Origin of the sequence: Sphingobacterium sp. JUb56, assembly GCF_014191365.1 — a bacterium.
In the GTDB taxonomy this organism is placed as follows: Bacteria; Bacteroidota; Bacteroidia; order Sphingobacteriales; family Sphingobacteriaceae; genus Sphingobacterium; species Sphingobacterium anhuiense.
Genome location: NZ_JACHWL010000002.1, coordinates 824,150 through 848,069, shown reverse-complemented (window position 1 = coordinate 848,069; position 23,920 = coordinate 824,150). Strand labels below are relative to the sequence as shown.

Here is a 23,920-nt window from a genome sequence, read left to right as displayed (position 1 = left end):
AACTGTCATTTCTATGTTTCTTTATTTCGTCTGAATTGTGCAAATGGCAAAATTTTGTCATATTGTATCCCAAAATATAAAAGCTAATATATGCAGTTCGAAGAATACGTATCCTATTTTAAAGCTATCGTAGAAAATCCCGAGAATTATGAAGGTTATCAAGACGAAGAAATTTTTAATTACACCAAATTAAATTGGTCGAGGATGAATCGCTGGTTGAAAAAATTTGAACCCAATGCTGAAACAGCTTCATTTATGAACGGGATTGCAACCAAGCAACATTGGATCTTAATAACAGAACCATGGTGCGGTGATGCCGCTCATTCTGTCCCCATGATTTACCAGATGGTGAAGAGTAATCCATTGCTTGTTCTGGATATACAGTTACGTGATTCGGAACCTTATACAATTAACCAATATTTGACCAATGGCGGAAAGTCTATTCCTAAATTAGTGATTCTTAATGAGCAAGGTGATGACTTGGCTGTATGGGGACCGCGCCCTCAGGGCTGTACAGATCTATTTGTTATGATGAAAGGTAAAGGAGCTGAATTTAATGACATTAAAGAAGAGATTCAAAAATGGTATAATCAAGATAAAGGAGTTGCCATACAGGAGGAATTAGTTGACATACTTAGTCGATAACCGATTAGAGCAGATTCTTTAATAAAGAATCTGCTCTAATATTTGTCTTCTTTGTTGTGCATCACTGTTACCTCTTCCCCTAAACATACTGCCTGAAAGCAATTTAAAAAATTCGTTGGATGACATCTCTTTTGCTTTTTTATCTTTCCACGAACTTGATACCTGATCAGTGGTGAATTTTACCTCAGTCGCCCAATAATTGATATGCATTTCAGGAATAACAAGTCCCAAGATCATTCCGGGCAATCCTCCTGTTAATACCGGCCCTCCTGAGACAGGAATCTCTTCTGAATAAAAAGCGATTAGATAAAGTGAATCTTTCGTCGCCCCATTTACACGTCTACATTCATACCCTGCAATTGTTCTAAACTCATCTGTGAATCGCCATGTGACATCCTGAAGACTATCTTTTATAATAATTTTTTCGTCAATTTGAAGCTGTACTTCAGAAAGCTTAGCTTTAAGGTTCTGAAAATAAGTTTTATCGCCCATTCTGTTGTTTCCTCTGCCCATGCCACGCATACCGCCACCTCCATTTGTGCCTGTTCGTTGATTTGCTCCTGCATTCCCTCGCCCTCCTCCTGAACCTCTTCCAACTCTTGTATTTGCAGGTGAGGTATTGGGCTTTGTTGGCGTATCTTCTGCATTGGACTCCATCAATGTCTGGTTCTCATCAAACTTCAGAACAAAATTGGATGTAGAACTTTCTGGCATTTCATCAATATTTCCCATATACATCATACCGCCTCGATTGCCGCTATGTTTTGCCATCAATTCCCGCATTCTCGCTTTCGTATACACTACTTTCTCAAAATTGATGGTTCCTTTTGTTGCAAAGTAAGCATGTTGCGCAAATGCATCTGTGCCAAATAGCAAAAGAATGAAACCTATTAATAATTTAGTCATTTTTCTTTCCTAAGTTTTTGTTAAAATCCCATTTCAATCCAAGCATGAAATATTGAGTAAGCATCTGTTGTTGTGATTCCGAAAATTTACTGCTGTCAAATGAGCGATTGGTAGTATTGAATGTTTTAAAAATATCAAATGCTTTTAAGCTTAATTGTAAGTTATTGCTCATCAATTTCTTATTTAATTCCATATTCATATAAAATTGATTGATAGCTTTAGTGTATACTTTGTTCTTACCCGTATATCCATAATTAATAACCTGCACCAGATCAAATTTAAAGGGTAGGAAGTATTTGATATCCGTATTGATATTTGCTCTCAGACTATTACTGTTTAAATCAGGTTGTAAAAGAGTCTCCACACGATCAACACCTATATTCGTAAAGAAGTTGAAGTCAATAACCTTAGAATTTTGTTTATTTAATCCAAAACCTGCACTTGCATTGTAGTTCTTGGAATTGTTCAATACACCATTCAGAAAGTCGTAACTATTTCCATAGCTTACATTCGCATTTGGATTGAACTGAAGTAAATTATTAAATAAAGGTTTACTATAACCAGAGTATACTCTAGCGGACCAGTTTATTTTATCTCGTATGTTTTCATAATTACTGGTTGTCACCCCTTCAGAATCAAGGATTCTCTTATTTGCAATCGGATTATGTGTTGTTGTAATACCCGCATTGATATTGAAGCTCGAACTTCTTAAAATGCTAAAGGTATTAAAATTGAAATTATAAGAGTTTTCAGTTGATTTCTTTAAATCGGGGTTTCCTAATTGTACAAATAATGGATTTGTCTGTGGTTGTAAGGCTATCAATTGTCCGAACGTCGGAATTCTGTTCGATGTACCGTAGCTAAGCATCAAATTTTTGTTTAAAGACAATTTGTAATTAACATTCATATTCAGGTTATTATCCCAAAAGTTGCGATTGAGATTAATATCACGATAGCTGTCAATTAATTTTTGATTCCTATAGCTCATCGTATTTGATAGGTTAATATTGAGTTTGTCTTTAATGTTGTAGTTTAACTGAATATTTGCACCCTGATTGAAATTTTTGTTTTCTTCATTTTTAGAATATAATGAATCTAACAACGTATATTCACCCAGTCCATCGGCATTTAATGATCTATTTAGACTTTTTGAAACGCTACTGTTCATCGTATATCCTACAGTTAGGTACAAGTCTTGAAGTAATTTCTCATTTAAATTTAGAGAAGCACCGATTCGATTGTTTGTCGCTTCGTTTACACGTTTTTGATCTATAGTATCAGCTCTGTTAAGCGCGTTGTTTTTATAATAGTTTGTAATCGATTTTGTTTGACCAATAGATTCACTTTGTGATAATTGCGAATTAAACTGAACATTAATAGACCGTCCATTATTGTTTAGTCTTCTTCTATAATTAATACGGAAATCGGCATTATCATTATTTCCCTTTGAGCTGTTATTTTCATCAAAAGTGTTCGTTAGTGTAGTGTCATTAATGGTGATGCTACGGTTCGACGTACTTTTAGTATAGGTGTCTGATTTGCCTGCATTCAATTGAACGTCTAGATTTTGGATAGAATCGATTTTGAATCGTACCTGTGTTCTGACATTGTTATTTTTTGTATCGTTATCGGAGCTGTTACTTCCTATTGTTTCTTGTGTTTTGTCTTCAAATAATTCCTTAACGTTAGAAGTTCGTTCATTAGTAGCGCTGTTGTTGTTGAAATTATAACTGGAATTTAACGATAACCTTTTCTTTAGAAATATATTGTCATAATTTACGCCAATATTTTTATATTCAGGTTTACCTTGAATGCTGGCATTGGACCGGATCCTTGAATCATTTCCCCCTCCCATATTGTTCCAGTTTCCGGTTAGTCCTATGCGTTCAGAACGATTGAATTTAGCGGCAAATAAACCCGCATCAAATAAATGTTTAGTACCAATTGTAGCATTCGCATTTCCGAAAATACCTTTCCTAGCTTCTTCTTTAAGCACTACATTAACCGTTTTGATACGTACGCCATCATCCACTCCCGTTAATTCAGCTTCATCAGATTTTTTCTCGTATACCTGTACTTTGTCAATAGCATCTGCTCTAACATTGCGAATCGCAATTTTAGGATCATAACCAAAAAATTCTTCACCATCTATCAATACCTTTGAAACTGTTTTCCCCTGAGCAGTAATAGTTCCGTCCGAAGATACAGTCATACCGGGTAACCTTCGGAGAAGGTCTTCCAATTTTGCATTTTTTTCAGTTTCAAAACTACCGGCATTATATTCTATTGTGTCACCTTTAATTTTTATTGGTAGTTTTTGCGTAATAACAACCTCTTCAAGAACATTGGCTCGTGAACTTATCTTAATATCATGTAAATCAATCTTGCTATCTTCTACATTTATGATGTCACTGTATAGTTCAAATTTTGGATAAGTCACAAGTACACGATAAGCACCTTTTTCTGGGGGTTGGATATTGAAATTACCTTCCTCGTTTGTGCGTGTAAATACTTTCAAAATAGAATCTTGTGCCGTAAGTAGGATTACTGAAGCATTGAAAAGGGGCTTGTTTTCGCCTCGATCTATAACCTTACCCTTAATAGAATTTTGTGCGTAACTTAATGATGTGCAAAAAAATAATAGGAGGAAAAATATCCTGTTCATAATGCTATTTAGGTGAAGTTATGTGTCAAATATAGAATATTAACCGGTTCTTAATATTTGTGTAATCAGAATGTTATAAAAACAGAGCATTATTTACAATAATTAACATTTTTTGTTTTTTTATAATCTTAATCAGCAAGCTGTACATTGGGTAAAATAATAATTATTTCTTAACTTTCAGAAAAAAACCAAACATGAATATCGAAGAATTACGCGATTATTGCATAGCAAAAAATGCAGTAACAGAAGAACTTCCATTTGGTCCTGATACACTGGTTTTTAAAGTTGCTTCTAAAGTTTTTCTATTAGTTGGCTTAGATCAATTGGAGGGACTATCTTTTAATGTCAAGTGTGATCCAGAGTACGCTATTAGTTTGAGACAGGAATTTCTGCAGACAGTTTTTCCAGGTTATCATATGAATAAGAAACATTGGAACACAGTTCATGCAAATCGTGAATTAACAGACCAAAAGTTATTGGAATTAATTGATCATAGTTATGATCTTGTGTTTGCATCATTGCCTAAAAAGATAAAAGAAAATCTTTAATAACAGTTGAATTTCCTTTAATTGTCAAGTTTTAGAGACAAAGGTCTTTTTTCTCCACGAAATTTAAGTTGTTACCCCAACAATCTTAACTTTGCGCCACGTTAATAATTCTCACAATTAACGATATTTTACATTAAATATTAATTTATTATGGAACAAAAACGAATTCTATCGTTTATGATTTGTATTATGCTGTTTTTTGGATTAAATGGCTGTATTAAAGAAGAGGCATTGAATACAGAAGCTGATATTGAACAGGCAAGTATTCTGAATGGAGATTTAGCACTTAGTACAGCACCTTCTATAGGTAATAATACGATTATTTTTAAACTGAAACGCTTTTCTGGTAGTTACGTACATACGCCTGAGTTTGTGTTGACACCAGGAGCGACTATCTTGCCAAAAAGTGGTACCGAACTTGATTTTTCACAACCTCAAAAATATACGGTAACTTCTCAAGATGGTGCATGGTCAAAGACTTATACAGTCTCATTTGTAGTTGACGAAGGCGCTAATTTTTATGGTGCATTTGAAAATGCACAAGTTGTTGATACAGATAATCCTGTAGGTCATTACCATCAGTTTTTTGAATTAACAGCAGACGGTCAGAAAAATATTATTTGGGAAACAGCAAATGAGGGATATAATATTCTTGCTGGTACATTAGTGGGAGAGGATAAAGATTTAATACCATCTTTCTATCCAACTTCGCAAGTAACAGACGGTTATCTTGGTAATGCTGCTAAATTAATGACGAAAGATACCGGTCCATTAGGCGGGATGTTCGGTTCGCCATTGGCTGCGGGTAATCTGTTTGTTGGGGAGTTCAGGCTTACTTTTCCTACTGTTAATTCTACTCGATTTGGTATCTCCTACAACAATGATACTGCTCCGGTAGCATTAAAAGGTTTCTTTAAATATAAAGCCGGTGAAAAATTTGTAGATAATACAAAACCATCACAGCTCACTAAAGATACGTGGGATGGATATGCAATTTTATTTGAAAAATCAGCTGATTTAAATAAAAATTTCTTAACAGGTACACATGCCTTTAAAGATTCCCGGATCGTGAGTGTTGCTAGAATTGGAACAAAAGAACAAATTGAAACTGATAAATGGACAGCATTTAATGTTCCTTTTTCTTTTGTGAATGGTAAATCTTTTGACCCAGCTAAAGAATATATGTATACCATAGTATTCAGTTCAAGTAAAGAAGGAGATATTTTTAATGGTGCTGTAGGAAGTACTTTATTTATTGATGAGGTAGAGCTTGTTACAGGTCAAAAAAAATAATGATGAATATAAATAATAAAACTATTGTAATGAACAGAATACTATATGTTGTAGCTATTTGTTTAATAGTTACCCAATATGCCCAGGCGCAAGACAGTACAGTTAACAGTAACACAAATTTTTTTAATACAAATATTGATTACGCAGTGCAAGCGCAATTTAGTATAGGGGGCAGTAGTCCATTAGGTATGCCTCGTGAAATAAGAAAGATTGAAAGTTTTAATCCCGGGTTTAGTTTTGGTTTAGAAGCAAACGCTACTAAATGGATACATGAAAATGGAAAATGGGGAGTGCGATTAGGCCTTCGTTTTGAAGAAAAAGGAATGAAGACCAATGCCCGCGTCAAGAACTACCTAACAGAAGTGGTTAAGGATAATTCAAAAGTTAGAGGTTACTATACAGGAAAAGTACAGACAAATGTGAGTAATACATATTTTACTATACCTGTTTTGGCTGTTTATAAACTTTCGGATAAATGGAATTTATATGGAGGTCTCTATTTTTCAAGATTGATTGACAATACATTTGATGGATATGTATCGGATGGCTATTTAAGACAAAATACACCAACAGGAACAAAAATATCGTTTGAAGACGGAAGTCAAGCTGCATATGATTTCTCGGACAATGTGCGGAAATTTCAATGGGGTACTCAACTTGGAGCAGAATGGAAAATGAATAAACATTTTAAATTATTGACAGACCTTACATATGGCTTCAATAATATTTTAGAAAAAGATTTCAATTCTATCGATTTCAGTATGCATAATATTTACCTCAACGTAGGTTTTGGTTATTCTTTTTAAACAGATTAATATGGATTTCCTGATTGATCATTGTCAAAAGGGAAATCAAGATTTTAATGACGTTAAAAATTAAAAATGGCCTGTTAAATTTTAACAGGCCATTTTTGTTTTCTAATAAACAGTTTGTTTGAAAGGTTGGTCTTCTTTTTTTATAAAAAATACTTACATCTTCAAACCGATCTCTCTCAAACGTTCATCTAAATATTCACCTGCAGTATAATCAGGATAAGCTTTTGGATAGGTTTCGCTAATGCAAGAATCTAAACAAGCTAAGCTCATTGATGCTTTAGGGTGTAAGAAGAAAGGAATAGAAAAACGAGAATTACCCATTAATTCACGCGGTGGATTAACGACACGGTGTGTAGTTGATTTTAATTTATTATTTGTTAAGCGCTGCAACATGTCACCAACATTGATTACGATATCTTCGCCTTTAGCTTTAATGGGAAACCATTCACCGTCTTTTGTCATAACCTCAAGACCGTCAGCACTCGCTCCAATTAATAAAGTAATCAAATTGATATCTTCGTGTGCTCCGGCACGAACAGCATCAGGTGCTAATTCATCTGGATTTTGGATCGGAAAGTAATGGATTGCACGTAAAATAGAGTTACCGTTGATAACGAATTTTTCGAAATAATCTTCTTCTAGCTCCAAATAAGTTGCAATTGCTTTTAATAATTCACGACCAGTATCTTCTAGTTTTTTATATACTTCGGCGGTGATTTCACTGAATCGGGGTAATTCGGCAACTTCCGGATTATCAGGAAAATCAGTTTTACTATATTCTTCACCAACGATTGTTTGTCCTCTTTGCCAAAATTCTTTCAAATCTGGAGTTGTGGAATCTTTTGCTTTTTCGCGACCTTTTGTTGTATACCCTCTTTGTCCGGCAAGTTCAGGAAACTCATATTTCAATTTTGTTTCTGTCGGTAATGAGAAGAATGCGGGTACGATTTGATACAATTCGTTTATTAGTTCTTTTGATAGACCATGATTAGCAATAGTAACGAAACCAGTTTCGTTAAAAGCTTTTCCAATGTCTTGGATAAATTGACCGCGCTGTTCTGAATTCCCCTCAGTAAAGTTTAACAAGTCAAGTCTCGGTATATTAACTAAAGCCATACGTTTATGTTTGTTTATACAAAGGTAACCGATTTAATTTTGAATATAAAAACACAAATGTGAATAACTGTAGGGGTGTTTTACTTAAGTTGTTGGTTTGTAGTTGTTAAAAGTTTTCCACATTTTGATAATATGGCATATTGTTGATTATAATCGGTATTTTAATACCTTGGTAAGGGACTATTCATTTCCGTCACATATTTATTAAAAATTTAATATTAACTATTTGAAATCCAAAAAAAATAAATTAGATTTGTTATGCTTGCATAGTAAATAATAAAGCAAATTATGAGTCAAAATAAAACAATCGATTATTTTTTAAAAACAGGTTGGCAGACTATTGCTAATAAGTATAACCAGATTGCGACGCAGTATGGTTTTACTCAGGCTGCTGGTTATATTTTAATTAATATCCATAAAGAGGGAACCCCCGTATCACAGATCGCCAATTTAACAGGTGTGAAAACAACTAGTTTGTCTCGGGTGTTAAATAATTTAGAGAAGTTGGGATTTATTTATAGAGAAGCGAGTGCATCTGATAAGCGATCCGTTAAAGTGTATTTAACAGAGCTGGGTAAAGAAAAAAGAGAAATGGCAAAAAACGTCGTTCGTAATTTTAATCATTATCTCGAGGAAAATTTATCAGAGAAAGAGCGGAATCAATTGATGAAATCTTTAGCCAAATTAAATGAATTGGCGACTTCATATCAAGAAGAAAATAGTACCATCGATCAATAATAAGCTTAGCAATTATTGATAATAAACAATTAGATAAATGAGTAGAAACATTAGAAAAGTAGCAGTATTAGGTTCTGGAGTAATGGGCTCTAGGATCGCTTGCCATTTTGCTAACATCGGTATGGAAGTATTACTTTTGGACATCGTTCCAAAAGAGCTATTGCCAGCTGAAACAGCAAAAGGACTTACTTTGGATAGTAAGTTCGTTCGCAATCGCATTGTCAACCAGTCTTTAGAAACGGCTGTAAAATCTAATCCATCTCCTATTTATAGTAAATCTTTTGTGAAAAGGATTTCAACAGGAAATTTTGATGATAATATGTCTGATATCGCATCATGTGATTGGATCATTGAAGTTGTCGTTGAACGATTGGATATCAAAAAATCTGTGTTTGAACGCGTTGAACAATACCGAAAACCAGGCACTTTGATTACTTCAAATACTTCGGGTATTCCGATACATCTTATGACGGAAGGTAGAACCGAAGATTTTAAAGATCATTTTTGTGGTACACACTTCTTTAATCCGCCACGTTATTTACAATTGTTGGAAATTATTCCTACCCCCCATACAAAAAAAGAAGTTGTTGATTTTCTGTTAGAATTTGGTGACAAGTTTTTAGGTAAAACAGTTGTTTTATGCAAGGATACACCAGCATTTATTGGCAATAGAATCGGTGTTTATTCAATGCTTGCTTTAACTCATCTCGTTGAACCGCTAGGTTTGACTGTGGAAGAAGTTGATAAGTATACCGGTCCAGCGATGGGGCATCCGAAATCGGCAACTTTCCGGACAGCTGATGTTGTTGGTTTAGATACTTTGGTAAACGTTGCTAATGGCCTCGCCCAGAATGCACCCAATGATGAAGCTAAGGGGGTATTTCAATTGCCTTCCTTTATAACTAAAATGGTTGAAAATAAGTGGCTAGGTGAAAAAACCAAAAAGGGGTTTTACGAAAAAGTAAAAGATGCTTCTGGAAATTCAGAAATTCAATCTTTAAATCTGAAAACTTTAACATTTGGACCTCAAGGAAAGGTGAAATCTGCTACCCTGGAAGCTACAAAATTGGTGGAAGATATTCGCAAACGAATGAAAGTATATGAACAAGGGAAAGATAAAGCAGGAGAATTGTTCCGTGCCATGCATTATCCTTTGTTTGAATACGTATCTAATCGTGTACCTGAAATTACTGACGATTTTTTCCGTATCGATGATGCGATGCGTGCTGGCTTTGGTTGGGAGATAGGTCCTTTCGAGGTTTGGGATGCTTTAGGTGTTCGAGAGACAATAGAAAAAATTAAGAACGAAGAGAAACGTCTCCCAGGTCAACGTGGTGAAGTTTCACAATGGGTTCATGATATGTTAGACGCAGGTTGTGAGTCTTTCTATAAAATCGAAAATGGCGTTCGTCAATATTATGATATTGCATCAAAATCATACAAACCTATTCCAGGAACAGAAGATCTGATTGTTTTAGATCATATCCGTGAAAGCAAAACAATTTGGAAAAATTCCGGAGTTTCCATTATTGATCTTGGAGATGGAATTATCAATTGTGAATTCCATACCAAAATGAATACGATCGGTGGAGATGTAATTCAAGGCGTGAATAAAGCAATTGATTTAGCTGAAAAAGAATATCGTGGATTAGTAATTTCTAACGAAGGGAAAAATTTCTCCGCAGGAGCTAATATAGGTATGATATTCATGATGGCCGCTGAGCAAGACTACGATGAATTAAATATGGCGGTTCGTGCTTTCCAGAATACTTCTATGCGGATTCGCTATTCGTCCATTCCAGTAGTAGTAGCACCATTTCAAATGACATTAGGAGGAGGCTGTGAATTTTCAATGCATGCCGATTTTGTGCAGGCACATGCTGAGACATATATGGGCTTAGTTGAATTTGGAGTTGGTGTAATACCTGGTGGCGGAGGTACTAAAGAATTTGCTTTACGTGCTTCAGATGAATATAAAGACGATCAAATTGTTCAAAATACTTTAAAAGATCGTTTTTTGACCATAGGAACTGCAAAAGTGTCAACCTCAGCTATAGAGGCCTATGAACTTGGATACCTGCAGCAAGGTAAGTATGCTATTACCATGAATAAAGCTCGACTTATTGCTGATGCAAAGGAAAAAGCTATAGAATTAGCTAATGCAGGTTATATACAGCCCGTTCAAAGGACTGATATTAAGGTATTGGGAAAACAAGGATTAGGAATTGTCTATGTAGGAGCAAGTTCAATGCGTGCTGGAAATTATATCTCTGACCATGATAAAAAGATTTCTGAAAAATTGGGAAATGTTTTATGTGGCGGTGAATTATCGGCACCAACAGAAGTCTCAGAACAGTATTTATTGGATCTAGAACGTAAAGCTTTTCTTGAGTTATGTGCAGAACGAAAAACTTTGGAACGTATCCAATTTATGTTAACAAAAGGAAAACCGTTAAGAAATTAAATTATAGTATTTAGTACTTAGTATTTAGATATGCATCAATACAAGGAATTGAAAATATGGCAAAAAGCAATAGCTTTTGTTTCTGATATTTATAAGGTTACATCAATTTTTCCAGATAAAGAAAAGTTTAATTTAATCAGTCAGATTAATCGTGCCGCAGTTTCAATTCCTTCGAACATTGCCGAAGGAGCTGGTCGAAATTCAAAAAAAGAATTTATTCAGTTTCTTGCCATAGCACATGGATCTACCTATGAAGTCGAAACACAGTTAATTATCTCAAAAAACTTAGGTTATATATTGGAAGAAGATTTGGTAATTATTTTAGAGAAATTGAGTGAGTTGCAAAAGATGAATTATTCTCTTCAGCAAAAACTTACATCTAATTACTAACATCTAACTACTAACTACTCATATTATTATGGAAGCATACATTGTAGCAGGATATCGTACAGCAGTAGGGAAAGCACCTCGTGGAGGATTTCGTTTTATGCGTGCGGATGATTTGGCCGCTGATGTGATCAAGCATTTGGTGGCATCAGTACCCAACTTAAATAAAGAAGAAATTGACGATGTAATCGTCGGTAATGCAATGCCAGAAGCAGAGCAAGGATTGAATGTAGGACGTTTAATCTCGCTGATGGGTTTGCAAACGGATAAAGTACCAGGAGTCACTGTAAATCGTTACTGTGCTTCTGGGTTGGAGACAATAGCTACAGCTGTAGCAAAAATAAAAGCCGGAATGGCAGATTGTATTATTGCTGGCGGAGTAGAGGTTATGTCAGGAATGCCTTTTGGAGGATGGAAAATTGTTCCAAACCCTGAAGTAGCAAAAGAAAATCCAGATTGGTATTGGGGAATGGGACTTACAGCCGAAGCTGTTGCAAAAGAATACGGCGTATCTCGAGAAGACCAAGATACATTCTCCTTAAAATCACATCAAAAAGCTGTTGAGGCTATTAAAAATGGCCATTTAAAAGATGGCATTGTTCCGATTACAGTAAAGGAAAACTACTTAAAGGATGGCAAAAAATTAGAAACAAGAGAATATGTCGTTGACATAGACGAAGGACCAAGAGCAGATTCATCACTTGAAGCACTAGCGAAGTTGCGTCCAGTTTTTGCAGCTGATGGTGTTGTCACAGCAGGTAACTCATCACAAACTTCAGATGGAGCAGCTTTTGTTTTGATTGTTTCAGAAGAAAAAATGAAAGAATTGAACCTAAAACCGATAGCACGTCTTGTCAGTTATGCCGTGGCAGGAGTACCGCCACGTATCATGGGTATTGGACCTATTGTAGCTATACCAAAAGCTCTAAAAATGGCAGGATTAAAAAAAGAAGATATCGATTTATTCGAATTGAATGAAGCTTTTGCATCACAATCTTTAGCCGTTATTCGCGAATTGGGTCTTGATGAAGAAAAAGTTAATGTCAATGGCGGTGCCATTGCTTTAGGCCATCCATTGGGTTGTACTGGAGCCAAATTGACTGTTCAAATATTAAATGAACTGAAGCGTAGAAATAAAAAATACGGCATGGTAACCATGTGTGTCGGAACAGGACAGGGAGCAGCAGGTATTTTTGAATTACTATAGATAGCGCAAATTTTAAGACTTCGACAGGGCATATGAGATGTTCTTTATCGAAATCAAATTGCACATTTTGAGGATGACTTCAGCTTTTCATCCACATGTTTTTCAAATCGGACCATCTAAATTGGTTTTTAATCTTAAAGATCAGTTAGGTGACTTATCGAGATGTATTTGTTTTAAAAAATAGAATAATATTTAACAATAGAAGCAAAGAAATAAGGTTTTAGTCTTTATCCTTTGCACTTTAATCAGAAAAATTATGAGCAACACAATTAAAGGCGGAGAATTTGTAATTAAAGAGACATCTTATACAGATATTTTTATTCCTGAAGAATTTGATGAAGAAGCAAAGATGATTCGTCAGACCTGTATTGACTTTCTAGATACGGAAGTTCTAAACAAATTGGATCGTATTGACTCCCAGGAAGAAGGTTTGATGCCAAGTCTTATGGATAAAGCTGGAGAACTAGGAATGTTGAGTGTGTCCATACCAGAAGAATACGGGGGATTTGGTAAAAACTTCAATACATCCATGTTAGTTGCAGATGCGGTTGGGGGAGGATTCTCCTTTGCTGTGGCATTATCGGCACATACAGGCATAGGTACTTTGCCTATTTTATACTATGGAAACGCAGCTCAAAAAACAAAATACATTCCAAAATTAGCTACTGGGGAATGGAAAGCTTCTTATTGTTTAACAGAACCTAATTCAGGATCAGATGCCAACTCTGGTCGTACTGCAGCAAAATTAAATGCCGCAGGTACACACTATGTCATTAATGGACAGAAGATGTGGATTACAAATGGTGGTTTTGCTGATATCTTTATTGTTTTTGCAAAAATTGATGATGATAAGAATCTTACCGCTTTTATTGTTGAGAAAGATTTTGGAGGAATCAGCATGAACCCAGAAGAGCATAAACTGGGAATCAAAGGATCTTCAACCCGTCAGGTATTTTTCAACGATTGTGAAGTTCCTGTTGAAAATATGCTTTCTGAACGTGAAAATGGATTTAAAATAGCGGTTAATATCCTAAACATTGGTCGTATAAAATTAGGCGCTGCTACTATCGGTTCATCACGCATGGTGATTACACAAGCGATTAAATATGCCAATGAGCGAGTGCAGTTCAATTTACCTATTTCCAAATTTGGAGCCATCCGTTACAAATTAGCTGAAATGGCAACGCGATTATTTGCGACCGAATCAGCAGCATATCGTGCCGGTCAGAATATTGATGACACGTACGAATCATTAGTTGCAGGGGGGATGGATGAAGCCAAAGCAAAACTGAAATCTGTAGAACAATATGCTATCGAGTGTGCGATCATTAAAGTGTGGTGTTCGGAAATGTTAGATTATGTTGTGGATGAAGGCGTACAGATTTATGGAGGCATGGGATATTCAGCAGAAGCACCAATGGAACGCGCTTATCGAGACTCACGTATCAATCGTATTTTTGAAGGTACTAATGAAGTAAATAGACTGTTGGTCGTAGATATGCTTTTGAAACGTGCCATGAAGGGAGAGATTGATTTGATGGGACCTGCTACTGCAGTTGCATCAGAATTATTAGCTATTCCTGATTTTGGAGAAGAAGATGAAACACCATTTGCAGCAGAAAAGAAAATTATCGCTAATTTGAAAAAGGCAGGCTTATTAATTGCTGGCGCCGCAGTTCAAAAATTGATGATGTCTTTATCTAAGGAGCAGGAGATTTTGATGAATATTGCCGATATCATTGGTTATGTATACATCGCTGAGTCAGCGTTACTTCGTGCGGAGAAATTATATCATACAAAAGGAGTAGAAGCAAGTGCTGACGCAACAGATATGGCTAAAATTTATCTGTACTCAACCATTGATAAAGTGAATATTGCAGGAAAAGAAGCCCTAAATTCTTTTGCTGAAGGTGATGAGTTGAAAATGATGTTAGTGGGTTTACGTCGCTTTACAAAATCAGAACCATTTAATGTGAAAGATGCGCGTCAACGAATTGCTAAGAAGTTGATTGATGCCAATAAATATTGTTTTTAGGTTTTAAAAAGTGATTATAGGTTTAGAAGCCGAGATGAAAACATCTCGGCTTTATTATTTGGTAACTTTTTCGTTTACTAGTTGCCGGCATGGATAATATTTCTAAATTTGGGGTTTCTAAATTAAAACCTGTTTACATGTCATCTTCGAAATCATTCTCCTTAGCTGAGGATTGGGTAGTTGTTATCTTAGGATTAGGAATTGTCTTTTTAGCAATTTTTGGGGTCATTGTTCCTCAACCAAGTTTCAGCTGGAGCAATTTTTCAGAATTAGGAAACCAAGTATTTTCCATTCATAACCTGCAGGCAATAGCGACCCAATTTGGTCTAGTCTTTATTGTCGCCATTATCGGAGCTTCCTTATTAGGTAAGTCGGTTAAAAGCTTATTAATAGTTTTTCCGTCTGTCTATGTGTTAACCATGCTCGCACTCATCTTTGCTGGAAATTCACTCGTAAAAGACTATAATCTAGAAGCTGTTATTTTCAGTTTGGCGATCGGCTTGGTCATCAGTAATTTTTTCAATCTTCCTGATTGGTTTAAAAGTGCATTAAGTACAGAGTTGTATGTCAAAATTGGATTGATTCTTTTAGGAACAACAGTTATTTTTGGAGATATACTCAAAGCTGGTTCACTGGGACTTATCCAAGCATTAGTAGTGGTCATTTCAGTATGGTATTTTGCTTTTTGGGTTTGTAAAAAATTAAAGATTGATAAAGAAATGGCTTTGATGCTATCAAGCGCAGTATCTATCTGTGGGGTATCAGCAGCAATTGCAACATCTGGAGCAATTAAAGGAGATAGTAAAAAGTTATCTTACATTATTTCACTTGTATTGATCACGGCAATTCCGATGATGATTTTTATGCCTTATTTGGCGGATAAAATGGGACTGTCTCAAGAAGTAACAGGAGCATGGCTAGGAGGTTCAATAGATACATCGGGTGCTGTAGCCGCTTCAGGTAGTTTAGTTGGAGAAGAAGCCTTAAAAATCAGTACAATTGTAAAATTTTCACAAAATGTATTATTAGGAATTGCAGCATTTGCAATTAGTATTTATTGGAGCTATTCAAAGTCAGTTGATGATGAAACAAAGAAAGAGAAACCAACTTTGAAAATTATTTGGGAAAGATTTCCAAAGTTTGTCCTGGGTTTTATATTTGCATCTTTACTTTTCTCATTTTTTATTTCACCAGAAACAAATGTTGCGGTTAAAGGAAGTTTGAAATTTATTCAGGGACTTTGGTTTACCCTGGCCTTTACCTCAATCGGATTGGAAACTAATTTTAAAGACCTGTTTCAACAGGATAATAAAAAGCCATTGTATGCCTTTTTAATTGCACAAACATTTAATATTATTGTGACCTTAATTATTGCACTCTTGTTATTTCAGTAGACTTAGGAATACAATGATGGATAAGAAAGACCGATAATATATCGTCAATATCAACATTTCAAATAATAAAAAAGGATAACCAGATTTAGGTTATCCTTTTTTATTATTTCAGAATTTTCGTAACCTGATCAAATTCCTCCACAATGACAGGGGCAACAGGTTTGCTGAAAAACGAAACAATAACAATCGTTAAGAAACTCAAAATGAAACCAGGTATGATTTCATACACAGATTTGTAATCGTGAGGAATATACACCCATAAAAGTACAGTAGCACCACCCACCAACATTCCCAATAATCCTGCAGTGGCGGTTGTTTTTTTCCAAAGCAACGACAAGATGATAAGGGGACCAAAGGCAGCGCCAAAACCGGCCCAGGCATTTCCCACAAGATTTAATATGCTGTCTTTAGGGTTTAGGGAGAGCAGTAAGGCAATTATCGCTACAATAAGCACAGAAAGTCGACTTACAAGTAACATACGTTTAGGAGAAGCTGTTTTATTAAAAAAAGCTTTATAAATATCTTCTGTCATTGAGCTAGAGGTCACTAATAATTGAGAAGATATGGTACTCATGACAGCTGCTAAAATTGCGGATAAAAGAAAACCGCCAATTAAGGGATGAAATAATGCTCTCGAAAGATGGATAAAAATAGTTTCTGACAATTCCTTTGATTGATCAAATTGCAACATAGTAGCTTGATCAAACTTATATAAATAAGCTATTCCAAATAATCCCAAAAGTAATGCTCCACCAACAGTAAGAATCATCCAGCTAATGCCGATTCTTTTAGCTTTAGGGATATCTTTAACATCGCCAATAGCCATAAATCGCACTAAAATATGAGGTTGCCCAAAGTAACCTAATCCCCAAGCGAGTAAGGATACGATCGATACCGTGGTGGTACCCTTTAGTAAATCTAAATAATTAGCACCTTTATTATGTATGATATCCAATGTATTACCCAGTCCATCAAGTTGGAAAATCAGTACAATTGGAATGATGACAAGCGCGGTGACCATAATTGTTCCCTGCACAAAATCTGTTAAGCTAACAGCTAAAAATCCACCTAGGAAAGTATAAAGTACAACAACAAAAGTTGTAGCATACAATCCAGTATAGTAATCAATACCAAAAGCCGATTCAAACAATCTTCCACCCGAAACCATACCTGCAGAAGTATATAAAGTGAAAAACACTAAAATGAAAATTGAAGAGACAATTTTTAAGAGCTGGGTTTTATCTTTAAAACGATTCTCAAAAAATACAGGGAGTGTAATTGCATTTTGGGCAACTTCTGTATATACCCGAAGTCGAGGGGCTACAATAACATAATTGAAGTATGCGCCAATAGTCAGACCAATTGCAATCCATGCACTGGATAATCCTGAAAGATACATCGCACCGGGAAGTCCCATGAGTAACCAGCCGCTCATGTCTGCTGCACCTGCCGATAAAGCAGTCACAGCCGCGCCCATCTTGCGCCCACCGATCAAAAAATCATCGGAATTACTGTTTGACTTCCTCCAAGAGTAAATTCCAATTCCAATCATTAAGGCCATATATAAGCCAATAGCTATTAATTCATATTCATTCATAAGCATCTATTATTCTTTAAAATGTCATCAAATAATTGATAAAGACTATCAAGTTTTGATTGTACGAAGATACTACAATCAATTTGAAGCGATAGAATTTCAATAACTCGATATAAAAGTGAAACATAATATTAATCTTTTCTTGATTGTTTTATGGAATTATGTATCTTAAAGCATCAATTAAGCAAAGTAATATCCCGAGCATGACAGAAAAGGAATTATTAATACAATATCGAAGTACAGGAGATCTGGATCTTTTGGGTAAATTGTATGCTCCCTATATGTCATTGCTTTATGGTGTATGTTTTAAATATTTGCACGATGCCGAAAAGAGTCAGGATGCCGTCATGCAAATTTTTGAAGAATTGATTCGGAAATTGCGCATCCACGAGGTCGATAATTTTAAAAGCTGGCTTTACACATTTTCTAAAAATTTTTGCCTCATGCAGCTGAGGAAAGAAAAGGGAACGCAGTATGTTGATATTGATGAACAAGTTGCGGTTGGTCATGATTATTTAGATGAATCTGATCCCAAAGAATGGAGCGAAAGTCAATTTGAAAAATTAGAAATGTGCATGTTGACGCTAAAACCTGAACAGGAGCGTTGTATCAGGTTATTTTATTTAGAGCAAAAGTGTTATAAAGATATCGTAGCCCTTACCGGAATAGAAATGAATAAAGTGAAAAGCTATATTCAAAATGGCAAGCGAAATCTTAAAATTTGTATGGAGAGTAAGTAAAATGGAAAATAATTATCAATTATCCCGGATTCATAACTACATCAGTGGTCTGATGAATAAAGAGGAAATGTTTCAACTAGAGAAAGAAGCATTGGAAGATCCTTTTTTGCAGGATGCAATTGAAGGTTATCGTTTGCAAAAAGGAGTGGATGTACGACAATTGAGTTTGTTGCAACAGCGTTTAAACCGCCGTGTGGAGCAAACGATATCTACTCGTAATGCCCAGTTTTATACTTGGCAACGATTGGCAGTTGGATCAGCAGCAGCAGTCATTTTTGTCGTGCTTATCGCCTTTATTTATTTTAAGAATTTTAATACAAATAAAAGTAGAACGACAGAAGTCGAGCTGAGTTCCCCTGAAAATAAGATTGCGATTGAACCCCTCTTAACTGGTGGAGATGCCTCACCGATAGAAGGATGGAATGCATTTGAGCAATATCTGCAAAGAAATGTACAGGTGCGGGATTTAGGAGGTAAAATTATCCTGAATTTTGAAGTTGATAAAAATGGAAAATTAATAAATGTTAATTTTGAAGACGCACCCAATGAAGTTCTAAAAAAGGAGATATTAAGATTAATAGACAAGGGGCCCAAGTGGCATGGAAAAAAAGGTAAATTAATTATTAGCTTTCCTATAGAAAATCCTACCCAAGCTTTCAAGCCGACACATTGTTTTGGAATTGAAGAAAAAAGTAATTAAGAAAGACTATTTATTATTTTCCTGTATTGTATAATCCAAGGGGAGCATATTGCCAACTTTAGAATACCAGGCAAAAAAACCTTCCATTGACCATTGTATAGCAGGCGTATAGTTTCCTTGATAATTTATGACAATGGATGAATCGTCATCTATTTTTAAACGAGATGATTCATCATAAGCATTGTTAGAATTGAAATAATCGAGGTCTATTTTTTGGTTCCTATTTAAGATATGAATGTAATTTTGATGGTGAATTTCCTTTAATTGATTTCCCAAGCTTCCTTTTTCAAGATCAGATTCAGTTAACTGTTTTCCTAAGACGTCATAGAACTCAGGTTGCCGCATGATATTTTGATATTTAGTCACACTATCTTTGATGATTTCTGATTGCAGTATATAAAATGAGTTCCATTTACCTTCATATTTCGTATTGACCAGTGACGTTATTGTTTTTAGTTTTTCCTGGGCATCTTTTCTTTCTAGATTTTCTTTTTTAGTAAGCTCGCGGACTACATAACCATCCTCCTGCCATTTATGTTCATATAAACTTCGTATAAAGCGCATCATGGAAAGCTGGTAGGCCACTCTTCTTTGCTTCAATATACTCTTTGTAATCCGCTTATAATCTTTAAAATAGCTAAAACCTTCAAATTGAATTGTATTTTCAGAAAAGTTCGATCGAAAAGTAATGAGATCGTATGAGATCATATAACCCAGTTCTTTATTGTCTATTTGTATTGGCTCGTTCGCTATTACAGTTAATATTTTTGATGATTTATTATATCGGAATCGCAGTATATCTGGATTTAATATTTTCGTTTTTTGAGCAAACTTACTTGTTCCGATAAAGCTTTCCGTAAAATATTTACCCCACTTTGCCCACCCATCTTTTTCAAACGGGATAACACTAACTTCTTCTAGAGTAGTAATCTTACGTGTTAAATAAACCTTTACCTTTTCATAATTAGTAGTAGTAATTGTTTCAAATGCGGCCTCATATCCAATATTTGAAATGACCAGTTCTTGATTCTGAATAATTTTTTGGTGCAGTTGAAAACTACCATCCTTTGAAGTACTGGTTGCAGATGATGAATTATTGATATAAACAGTAGCTCCGTGAATAGGTTGCTTAGTTTCCCGATCCAATACAACACCTTTAATCACGCTTTGGGCGAAACTTGGAGAGAATGTATAGATTATGTATAATAAGAAGGATATGATTATTTTCATAGGCCAATTTTGGTTTAATTTACGAATATATCGTAGACTGTGAAAATAAATTTTTAAAAATTTGAGATTAAGAAGTTTAATAATAAGCTGCAATAAAAAAGGTCGACTATATTGGGTCGACCTTTTTTATTAATTAAAGAATATTTTTATTCCTCCCAACGGATTTTGTCCGCAATAGGAGATCGAACAGGTTCTCTAGCTTCTGTTTCATGGTGTCCTAAATAGAACAACCCAATGCACTTTTGATTCTCTTCTAAATTTAAGAAATTGCTTAAGTGATTGATTAATCCTGGAGTAGCCCAATAACCTCCCAATCCTAAAGAATGTGCCGCTAACCACATATTTTCAATCGCACAAGATGTTGCCGCCAGTTCTTCCCACTCAGGAACGTCACCAGTATAATTGACAATTAAAGCTATTGCAACTTTGGATTGCGTAGCCTTTTCACCCATAGTGATTTCTGTTTTTTCAAAGTATTTTTCTGGAGGAGTGACCGCTTTATAAATACGCGAAAGTTCAGTGCCTAGACGTAAAAGACCTTCGCCTTTGAAAATAGTAAAACGCCAAGGTTGCGTTCTTTTATGAGTAGGAGCAGCATTCGCCGCTTCTAAAATCGTTAAGATATCTTCTTTATTAACATCTTGATCCGTAAAATTAGCTTGAAAAACTGATCTTCGGCTCTGTATTGCTTTTAAAACTTCGTTAGATTGCATATATGTTATTTCCTTAAACGCGTTGAATATGTATGAAGTTAATGATTATTTTTCTTCCCAAAGAGATGCTACATGCAAAATTGTTAAAACAGCTTTTTGCATATCTTGTTCAGATACCCATTCCTGTTTTCCATGGAAAGCGTGTCCACCAGCAAAAATATTAGGACAAGGTAATCCCATAAAAGATAAACGCGAACCATCAGTACCACCGCGAATACTTCTGCGTTCAGCCTTCATGCCAGCCCTTGTAATTGCTTCAATTCCAATTTCCATGATTTGAGGATATTGATCCAGAATTTCCTTCATGTTGCGGTACTGTTCTTTTACTTCGAACGTATAACTGCAGTTAGGGTATTGAGCGACTATAGATTTTGCAATAGCTTCAAGCTCAGATTCATGCTTTACTAAATTAGCTGTAAGGTGATCACGGATAATAAAATGGATTTCTGCTTTTTCCACTGTGCCCGAGATATTTGTCGGATGAACAAAACCATCTTTTTTATTTGTACTTTCTGGCGACAGGCGGTCCTGGGGTAAAGCCTCTATAATTGCACTAGCAATTTTGATAGCACTTTGCATTTTTCCTTTAGCAAATCCAGGATGAACGGAAACACCATGTATGGTTAATGTTGCACCATCTGCAGAAAAAGTTTCATCTTCTATCGTGCCCGCTTTTTCACCATCCATCGTATATGCATAATCAGCAGCTAGGCGTTTAAGATCAGCTTTGTCAACCCCTCTTCCAATTTCTTCATCTGGCGTAAATAAGATTTTTATATCCCCATGCTTGATCTCAGGATGTTTCATTAATAATCGAGCTGCATCCATTATTTCTGCAATTCCCGCCTTATCATCGGCGCCCAATAGTGTTGTACCGCTCGCTGTAATAATATTATGACCGATTTGATTTGCCAGATCAGGATGTTCCGAATATTTGATGATAATACTGTTATCATCCGGTAATACCAGATCCTGACCTTGATAATCATGATGAACCAAAGGTTTAACATCTTTACCTGAGGAGTCAGGTGACGTGTCCATATGCGAACAGAAACAAATAGTAGGTACTTTTTTAGTACTATTGGAAGGGATAGTTGCATATACATAGCCATTTTCATCCATGGCTGCATCAGAAATTCCCAATGCCAGTAATTCCTCCACAAGGAGATTACCTAAATTTTTTTGCTTTTCTGTCGAAGGACAAGTAGGCGAACTTGCATCCGACTGTGTATCTATCTGTACATAACGTTGGAATCTTTCAGAAACTGAAAAATCACTGATGTTATTGATCTCGAACTTACTCATACTTTTTATATCATTAATGTGATTATGCCCTGCAAAATTACAAAAAATGTGAGCATTAGCGAATTTTGACTTTTATAGTTTATTATTTGTAAAACAATATTTTTTTTGTAAATTTAAAAAACTTAAAATTTGATTTCCAGTATGTTGCGTTTATTAAAAGCAATGTTTCTCCTTCTTTTTATCGCTCAGTTATTTTTACTTTTTAGTATGGATAATTCTATTAGACAATTGATCTATATTAGTCAATTTATATACCTTCTAATTCCGTTTTGGATTTTAATCAAGACAAAGAATCAACGAATCTTAAGAAAAGCATTTCAAATTTATCTGATTATTTGTGGGTTATATTATATGTTTTTCGCTTTAATTCTAATGGCGAAACATGTGCAGATCACACCATATTTTGGAGTAAATTTATTTGTGAAGTCTATCTTATTATTGATCGGACTTGCTACTATATACCAGTATAAAAATTGGTCCAGGCTATATTTTAGCCATATTAACAAAAGAAACGTAAAGGTGTAGACAGAATTAAAAATTCTGTCCAATACCTTATTTTTGATTATCAGCCCAGCCGAATACTTTTGATAGTAAATCCGTGTTTCGCGATCCACCAATATTTTCTCTGATCTTTAACTCTTGATCTGCTACTTTTACAAATAATCCATCGATAGCTTTTTGCGTAACGTAACCTGTTAAATTGGTTTCTACCTTTTTTGAAAATGGTAAATTGTTATAAGCAGTCGTTAATTGATTCCAGTAACCCGATACATTATTAGCACCCATTGCCTTGTCTATAACAGGAGAGAATTTTGAAGTCAGCTCGGTCGAAGTATTTGTTTTAAAGAAAGTCGTTGCGGCATTTTGATTACCACTTAATAAAATATTGTAAGCATCTGTAATCGTCATTTTCGATAAAGAGTTAACAAAAACAGTACCGGCCTCACTAACAGCTGTTTCCGCAGCTCTATTCATACTGCTGATAAACTGATCACACAAAGAACCCATACCTACTGCGCGAAGTGCTTTTTCTACTTTTTGAGCTTCAGCAGGCATTAAAATTTTGACTGCGGCATCTCCTAAAAAACCATCTTTTACAGAAAGAATATTAACACTGTTAGTCAATCCTTTAGCTAAAGCTTCTTTTATACCTGAAGTAGCTTCTTTCTTTGTAATATTTTTTACGACAGCCTGATTAGAGGGAACAACTTTACTCGTAGTAGTATCGCTATTTGTTTTATTTTGAGCAGATGTAGAATTTAAGATATCCTTTAACTTAGAAAGCCCTTTGGACTGAGCTTGAGATTGAGTTGCAAAGAATAATCCTGATGCAATAAGAGCGTATGATAAGATACTTTTCATGTCTTTTTTTTTGTAAAACTACAAATTAGAACGCAAAAGGAATCTAAAGTTTAACGAAGA

Annotated in this window: 20 protein-coding genes; 12 read left to right on the top strand and 8 right to left on the bottom strand. The window is 35.2% G+C overall.

The features are described from left to right. Positions 1-90: 90 nt before the first annotated feature. A complete protein-coding gene (locus FHR29_RS23070) occupies positions 91-645 on the top strand; it encodes a thioredoxin family protein (protein ID WP_183917466.1) in 555 nt (184 codons plus the stop codon). 18 nt (positions 646-663) lie between these two features. On the opposite strand, the gene FHR29_RS23065 is transcribed toward FHR29_RS23070, so the two are convergent. Next, a complete protein-coding gene (locus FHR29_RS23065) occupies positions 664-1,551 on the bottom strand; it encodes a GLPGLI family protein (RefSeq protein WP_183917465.1) in 888 nt (295 codons plus the stop codon). After that, complete coding sequence (locus tag FHR29_RS23060) at positions 1,544-4,216, bottom strand: TonB-dependent receptor domain-containing protein (RefSeq protein WP_183917463.1); 2,673 nt, start codon at positions 4,214-4,216, stop codon at positions 1,544-1,546. The genes FHR29_RS23065 and FHR29_RS23060 overlap by 8 nt, the downstream gene beginning before the upstream one ends. A gap of 194 nt (positions 4,217-4,410) precedes the next feature. On the opposite strand from FHR29_RS23060, the gene FHR29_RS23055 reads away from it, so the two are divergent. The 3 genes from FHR29_RS23055 (at position 4,411) to FHR29_RS23045 (ending at position 6,863) form a co-directional block, all read left to right on the top strand. Next, the gene (locus FHR29_RS23055) at positions 4,411-4,764 is read left to right on the top strand and encodes an MmcQ/YjbR family DNA-binding protein (RefSeq protein WP_021190148.1); all 354 of its coding nucleotides are present in this window, start codon (positions 4,411-4,413) and stop codon (positions 4,762-4,764) included. Between the two features lie 150 nt (positions 4,765-4,914). Beyond that, entirely contained in the window at positions 4,915-6,057 is a 1,143-nt protein-coding gene (locus tag FHR29_RS23050; RefSeq protein WP_183917461.1) for a PCMD domain-containing protein, read from the top strand. Positions 6,058-6,086: 29 nt separating this feature from the next. Then, positions 6,087-6,863 carry a porin family protein gene (locus FHR29_RS23045; RefSeq protein ID WP_132769301.1) on the top strand — a complete coding sequence of 259 codons (777 nt, stop codon included), beginning with the start codon at positions 6,087-6,089 and terminating at the stop codon, positions 6,861-6,863. 162 nt (positions 6,864-7,025) lie between these two features. Here the strand turns inward: FHR29_RS23045 and FHR29_RS23040 are convergent, their stop codons facing one another. After that, on the bottom strand, positions 7,026-7,988 hold the full coding sequence (locus FHR29_RS23040) for an isopenicillin N synthase family oxygenase (RefSeq protein WP_183917459.1): 963 nt from the start codon (positions 7,986-7,988) through the stop codon (positions 7,026-7,028). Positions 7,989-8,276: 288 nt separating this feature from the next. Between FHR29_RS23040 and FHR29_RS23035 the strand changes: the two genes are divergently transcribed. The 6 genes from FHR29_RS23035 to FHR29_RS23010 all read left to right on the top strand — a co-directional run bounded on the left by FHR29_RS23035 (position 8,277) and on the right by FHR29_RS23010 (position 16,213). Continuing rightward, entirely contained in the window at positions 8,277-8,726 is a 450-nt protein-coding gene (locus tag FHR29_RS23035) for a MarR family winged helix-turn-helix transcriptional regulator (protein ID WP_021187929.1), read from the top strand. Between the two features lie 37 nt (positions 8,727-8,763). Continuing rightward, positions 8,764-11,190: a 3-hydroxyacyl-CoA dehydrogenase/enoyl-CoA hydratase family protein gene (locus FHR29_RS23030; protein WP_183917457.1), complete on the top strand. Its 2,427-nt coding sequence runs from the start codon at positions 8,764-8,766 to the stop codon at positions 11,188-11,190. Between the two features lie 30 nt (positions 11,191-11,220). Further along, on the top strand, positions 11,221-11,580 hold the full coding sequence (locus FHR29_RS23025; RefSeq protein ID WP_183917454.1) for a four helix bundle protein: 360 nt from the start codon (positions 11,221-11,223) through the stop codon (positions 11,578-11,580). A 28-nt stretch (positions 11,581-11,608) separates the two neighbouring features. Continuing rightward, positions 11,609-12,784 (top strand): acetyl-CoA C-acyltransferase, encoded by a 1,176-nt coding sequence (locus tag FHR29_RS23020; RefSeq protein WP_183917452.1) that lies wholly within the window; start codon positions 11,609-11,611, stop codon positions 12,782-12,784. A 256-nt stretch (positions 12,785-13,040) separates the two neighbouring features. Continuing rightward, positions 13,041-14,819, top strand: coding sequence for an acyl-CoA dehydrogenase family protein (locus tag FHR29_RS23015; RefSeq protein ID WP_132840998.1), 1,779 nt, complete (start codon positions 13,041-13,043; stop codon positions 14,817-14,819). Between the two features lie 137 nt (positions 14,820-14,956). Then, positions 14,957-16,213, top strand: coding sequence for a YeiH family protein (locus FHR29_RS23010; RefSeq protein ID WP_031286926.1), 1,257 nt, complete (start codon positions 14,957-14,959; stop codon positions 16,211-16,213). Between the two features lie 103 nt (positions 16,214-16,316). On the opposite strand, the gene putP is transcribed toward FHR29_RS23010, so the two are convergent. After that, positions 16,317-17,810, bottom strand: a complete 1,494-nt coding sequence (gene putP, locus FHR29_RS23005; RefSeq protein ID WP_132841000.1) for a sodium/proline symporter PutP — start codon at positions 17,808-17,810, stop codon at positions 16,317-16,319. A gap of 203 nt (positions 17,811-18,013) precedes the next feature. On the opposite strand from putP, the gene FHR29_RS23000 reads away from it, so the two are divergent. Beyond that, positions 18,014-18,550 (top strand): RNA polymerase sigma factor, encoded by a 537-nt coding sequence (locus tag FHR29_RS23000; RefSeq protein ID WP_132841283.1) that lies wholly within the window; start codon positions 18,014-18,016, stop codon positions 18,548-18,550. Next, complete coding sequence (locus FHR29_RS22995; RefSeq protein ID WP_183917451.1) at positions 18,510-19,250, top strand: hypothetical protein; 741 nt, start codon at positions 18,510-18,512, stop codon at positions 19,248-19,250. Before FHR29_RS23000 ends, FHR29_RS22995 begins: the two co-directional genes overlap by 41 nt. A gap of 6 nt (positions 19,251-19,256) precedes the next feature. On the opposite strand, the gene FHR29_RS22990 is transcribed toward FHR29_RS22995, so the two are convergent. From FHR29_RS22990 to FHR29_RS22975, 4 genes are all read right to left on the bottom strand, one after another. Beyond that, positions 19,257-20,480, bottom strand: a complete 1,224-nt coding sequence (locus FHR29_RS22990) for a carboxypeptidase-like regulatory domain-containing protein (RefSeq protein WP_132841002.1) — start codon at positions 20,478-20,480, stop codon at positions 19,257-19,259. Between the two features lie 146 nt (positions 20,481-20,626). Further along, positions 20,627-21,193 (bottom strand): nitroreductase, encoded by a 567-nt coding sequence (locus FHR29_RS22985; protein ID WP_132769287.1) that lies wholly within the window; start codon positions 21,191-21,193, stop codon positions 20,627-20,629. 45 nt (positions 21,194-21,238) lie between these two features. Further along, positions 21,239-22,498, bottom strand: coding sequence for a peptidase T (gene pepT, locus FHR29_RS22980; protein ID WP_021187922.1), 1,260 nt, complete (start codon positions 22,496-22,498; stop codon positions 21,239-21,241). Positions 22,499-23,050: 552 nt separating this feature from the next. After that, complete coding sequence (locus FHR29_RS22975; RefSeq protein WP_021187920.1) at positions 23,051-23,860, bottom strand: DUF4197 domain-containing protein; 810 nt, start codon at positions 23,858-23,860, stop codon at positions 23,051-23,053. Positions 23,861-23,920 lie beyond the last annotated feature (60 nt).

Bases quoted from the DNA above. Each gene is read 5' to 3' on its own strand.
- pepT (WP_021187922.1), bottom strand. From the start codon at position 22,498: ATGAGTAAGTTCGAGATCAATAACATCAGTGATTTTTCAGTTTCTGAA.
- FHR29_RS23020 (WP_183917452.1), top strand. From the start codon at position 11,609: ATGGAAGCATACATTGTAGCAGGATATCGTACAGCAGTAGGGAAAGCA.
- FHR29_RS23025 (WP_183917454.1), top strand. From the start codon at position 11,221: ATGCATCAATACAAGGAATTGAAAATATGGCAAAAAGCAATAGCTTTT.
- FHR29_RS23070 (WP_183917466.1), top strand. From the start codon at position 91: ATGCAGTTCGAAGAATACGTATCCTATTTTAAAGCTATCGTAGAAAAT.
- FHR29_RS22985 (WP_132769287.1), bottom strand. From the start codon at position 21,193: ATGCAATCTAACGAAGTTTTAAAAGCAATACAGAGCCGAAGATCAGTT.
- FHR29_RS23055 (WP_021190148.1), top strand. From the start codon at position 4,411: ATGAATATCGAAGAATTACGCGATTATTGCATAGCAAAAAATGCAGTA.
- FHR29_RS23050 (WP_183917461.1), top strand. From the start codon at position 4,915: ATGGAACAAAAACGAATTCTATCGTTTATGATTTGTATTATGCTGTTT.
- FHR29_RS22975 (WP_021187920.1), bottom strand. From the start codon at position 23,860: ATGAAAAGTATCTTATCATACGCTCTTATTGCATCAGGATTATTCTTT.
- FHR29_RS23035 (WP_021187929.1), top strand. From the start codon at position 8,277: ATGAGTCAAAATAAAACAATCGATTATTTTTTAAAAACAGGTTGGCAG.
- FHR29_RS23015 (WP_132840998.1), top strand. From the start codon at position 13,041: ATGAGCAACACAATTAAAGGCGGAGAATTTGTAATTAAAGAGACATCT.
- FHR29_RS22995 (WP_183917451.1), top strand. From the start codon at position 18,510: ATGGCAAGCGAAATCTTAAAATTTGTATGGAGAGTAAGTAAAATGGAA.
- FHR29_RS23060 (WP_183917463.1), bottom strand. From the start codon at position 4,216: ATGAACAGGATATTTTTCCTCCTATTATTTTTTTGCACATCATTAAGT.
- FHR29_RS23010 (WP_031286926.1), top strand. From the start codon at position 14,957: ATGTCATCTTCGAAATCATTCTCCTTAGCTGAGGATTGGGTAGTTGTT.
- FHR29_RS23045 (WP_132769301.1), top strand. From the start codon at position 6,087: ATGAACAGAATACTATATGTTGTAGCTATTTGTTTAATAGTTACCCAA.
- FHR29_RS23065 (WP_183917465.1), bottom strand. From the start codon at position 1,551: ATGACTAAATTATTAATAGGTTTCATTCTTTTGCTATTTGGCACAGAT.
- FHR29_RS22990 (WP_132841002.1), bottom strand. From the start codon at position 20,480: ATGAAAATAATCATATCCTTCTTATTATACATAATCTATACATTCTCT.
- FHR29_RS23030 (WP_183917457.1), top strand. From the start codon at position 8,764: ATGAGTAGAAACATTAGAAAAGTAGCAGTATTAGGTTCTGGAGTAATG.
- putP (WP_132841000.1), bottom strand. From the start codon at position 17,810: ATGAATGAATATGAATTAATAGCTATTGGCTTATATATGGCCTTAATG.
- FHR29_RS23000 (WP_132841283.1), top strand. From the start codon at position 18,014: ATGACAGAAAAGGAATTATTAATACAATATCGAAGTACAGGAGATCTG.
- FHR29_RS23040 (WP_183917459.1), bottom strand. From the start codon at position 7,988: ATGGCTTTAGTTAATATACCGAGACTTGACTTGTTAAACTTTACTGAG.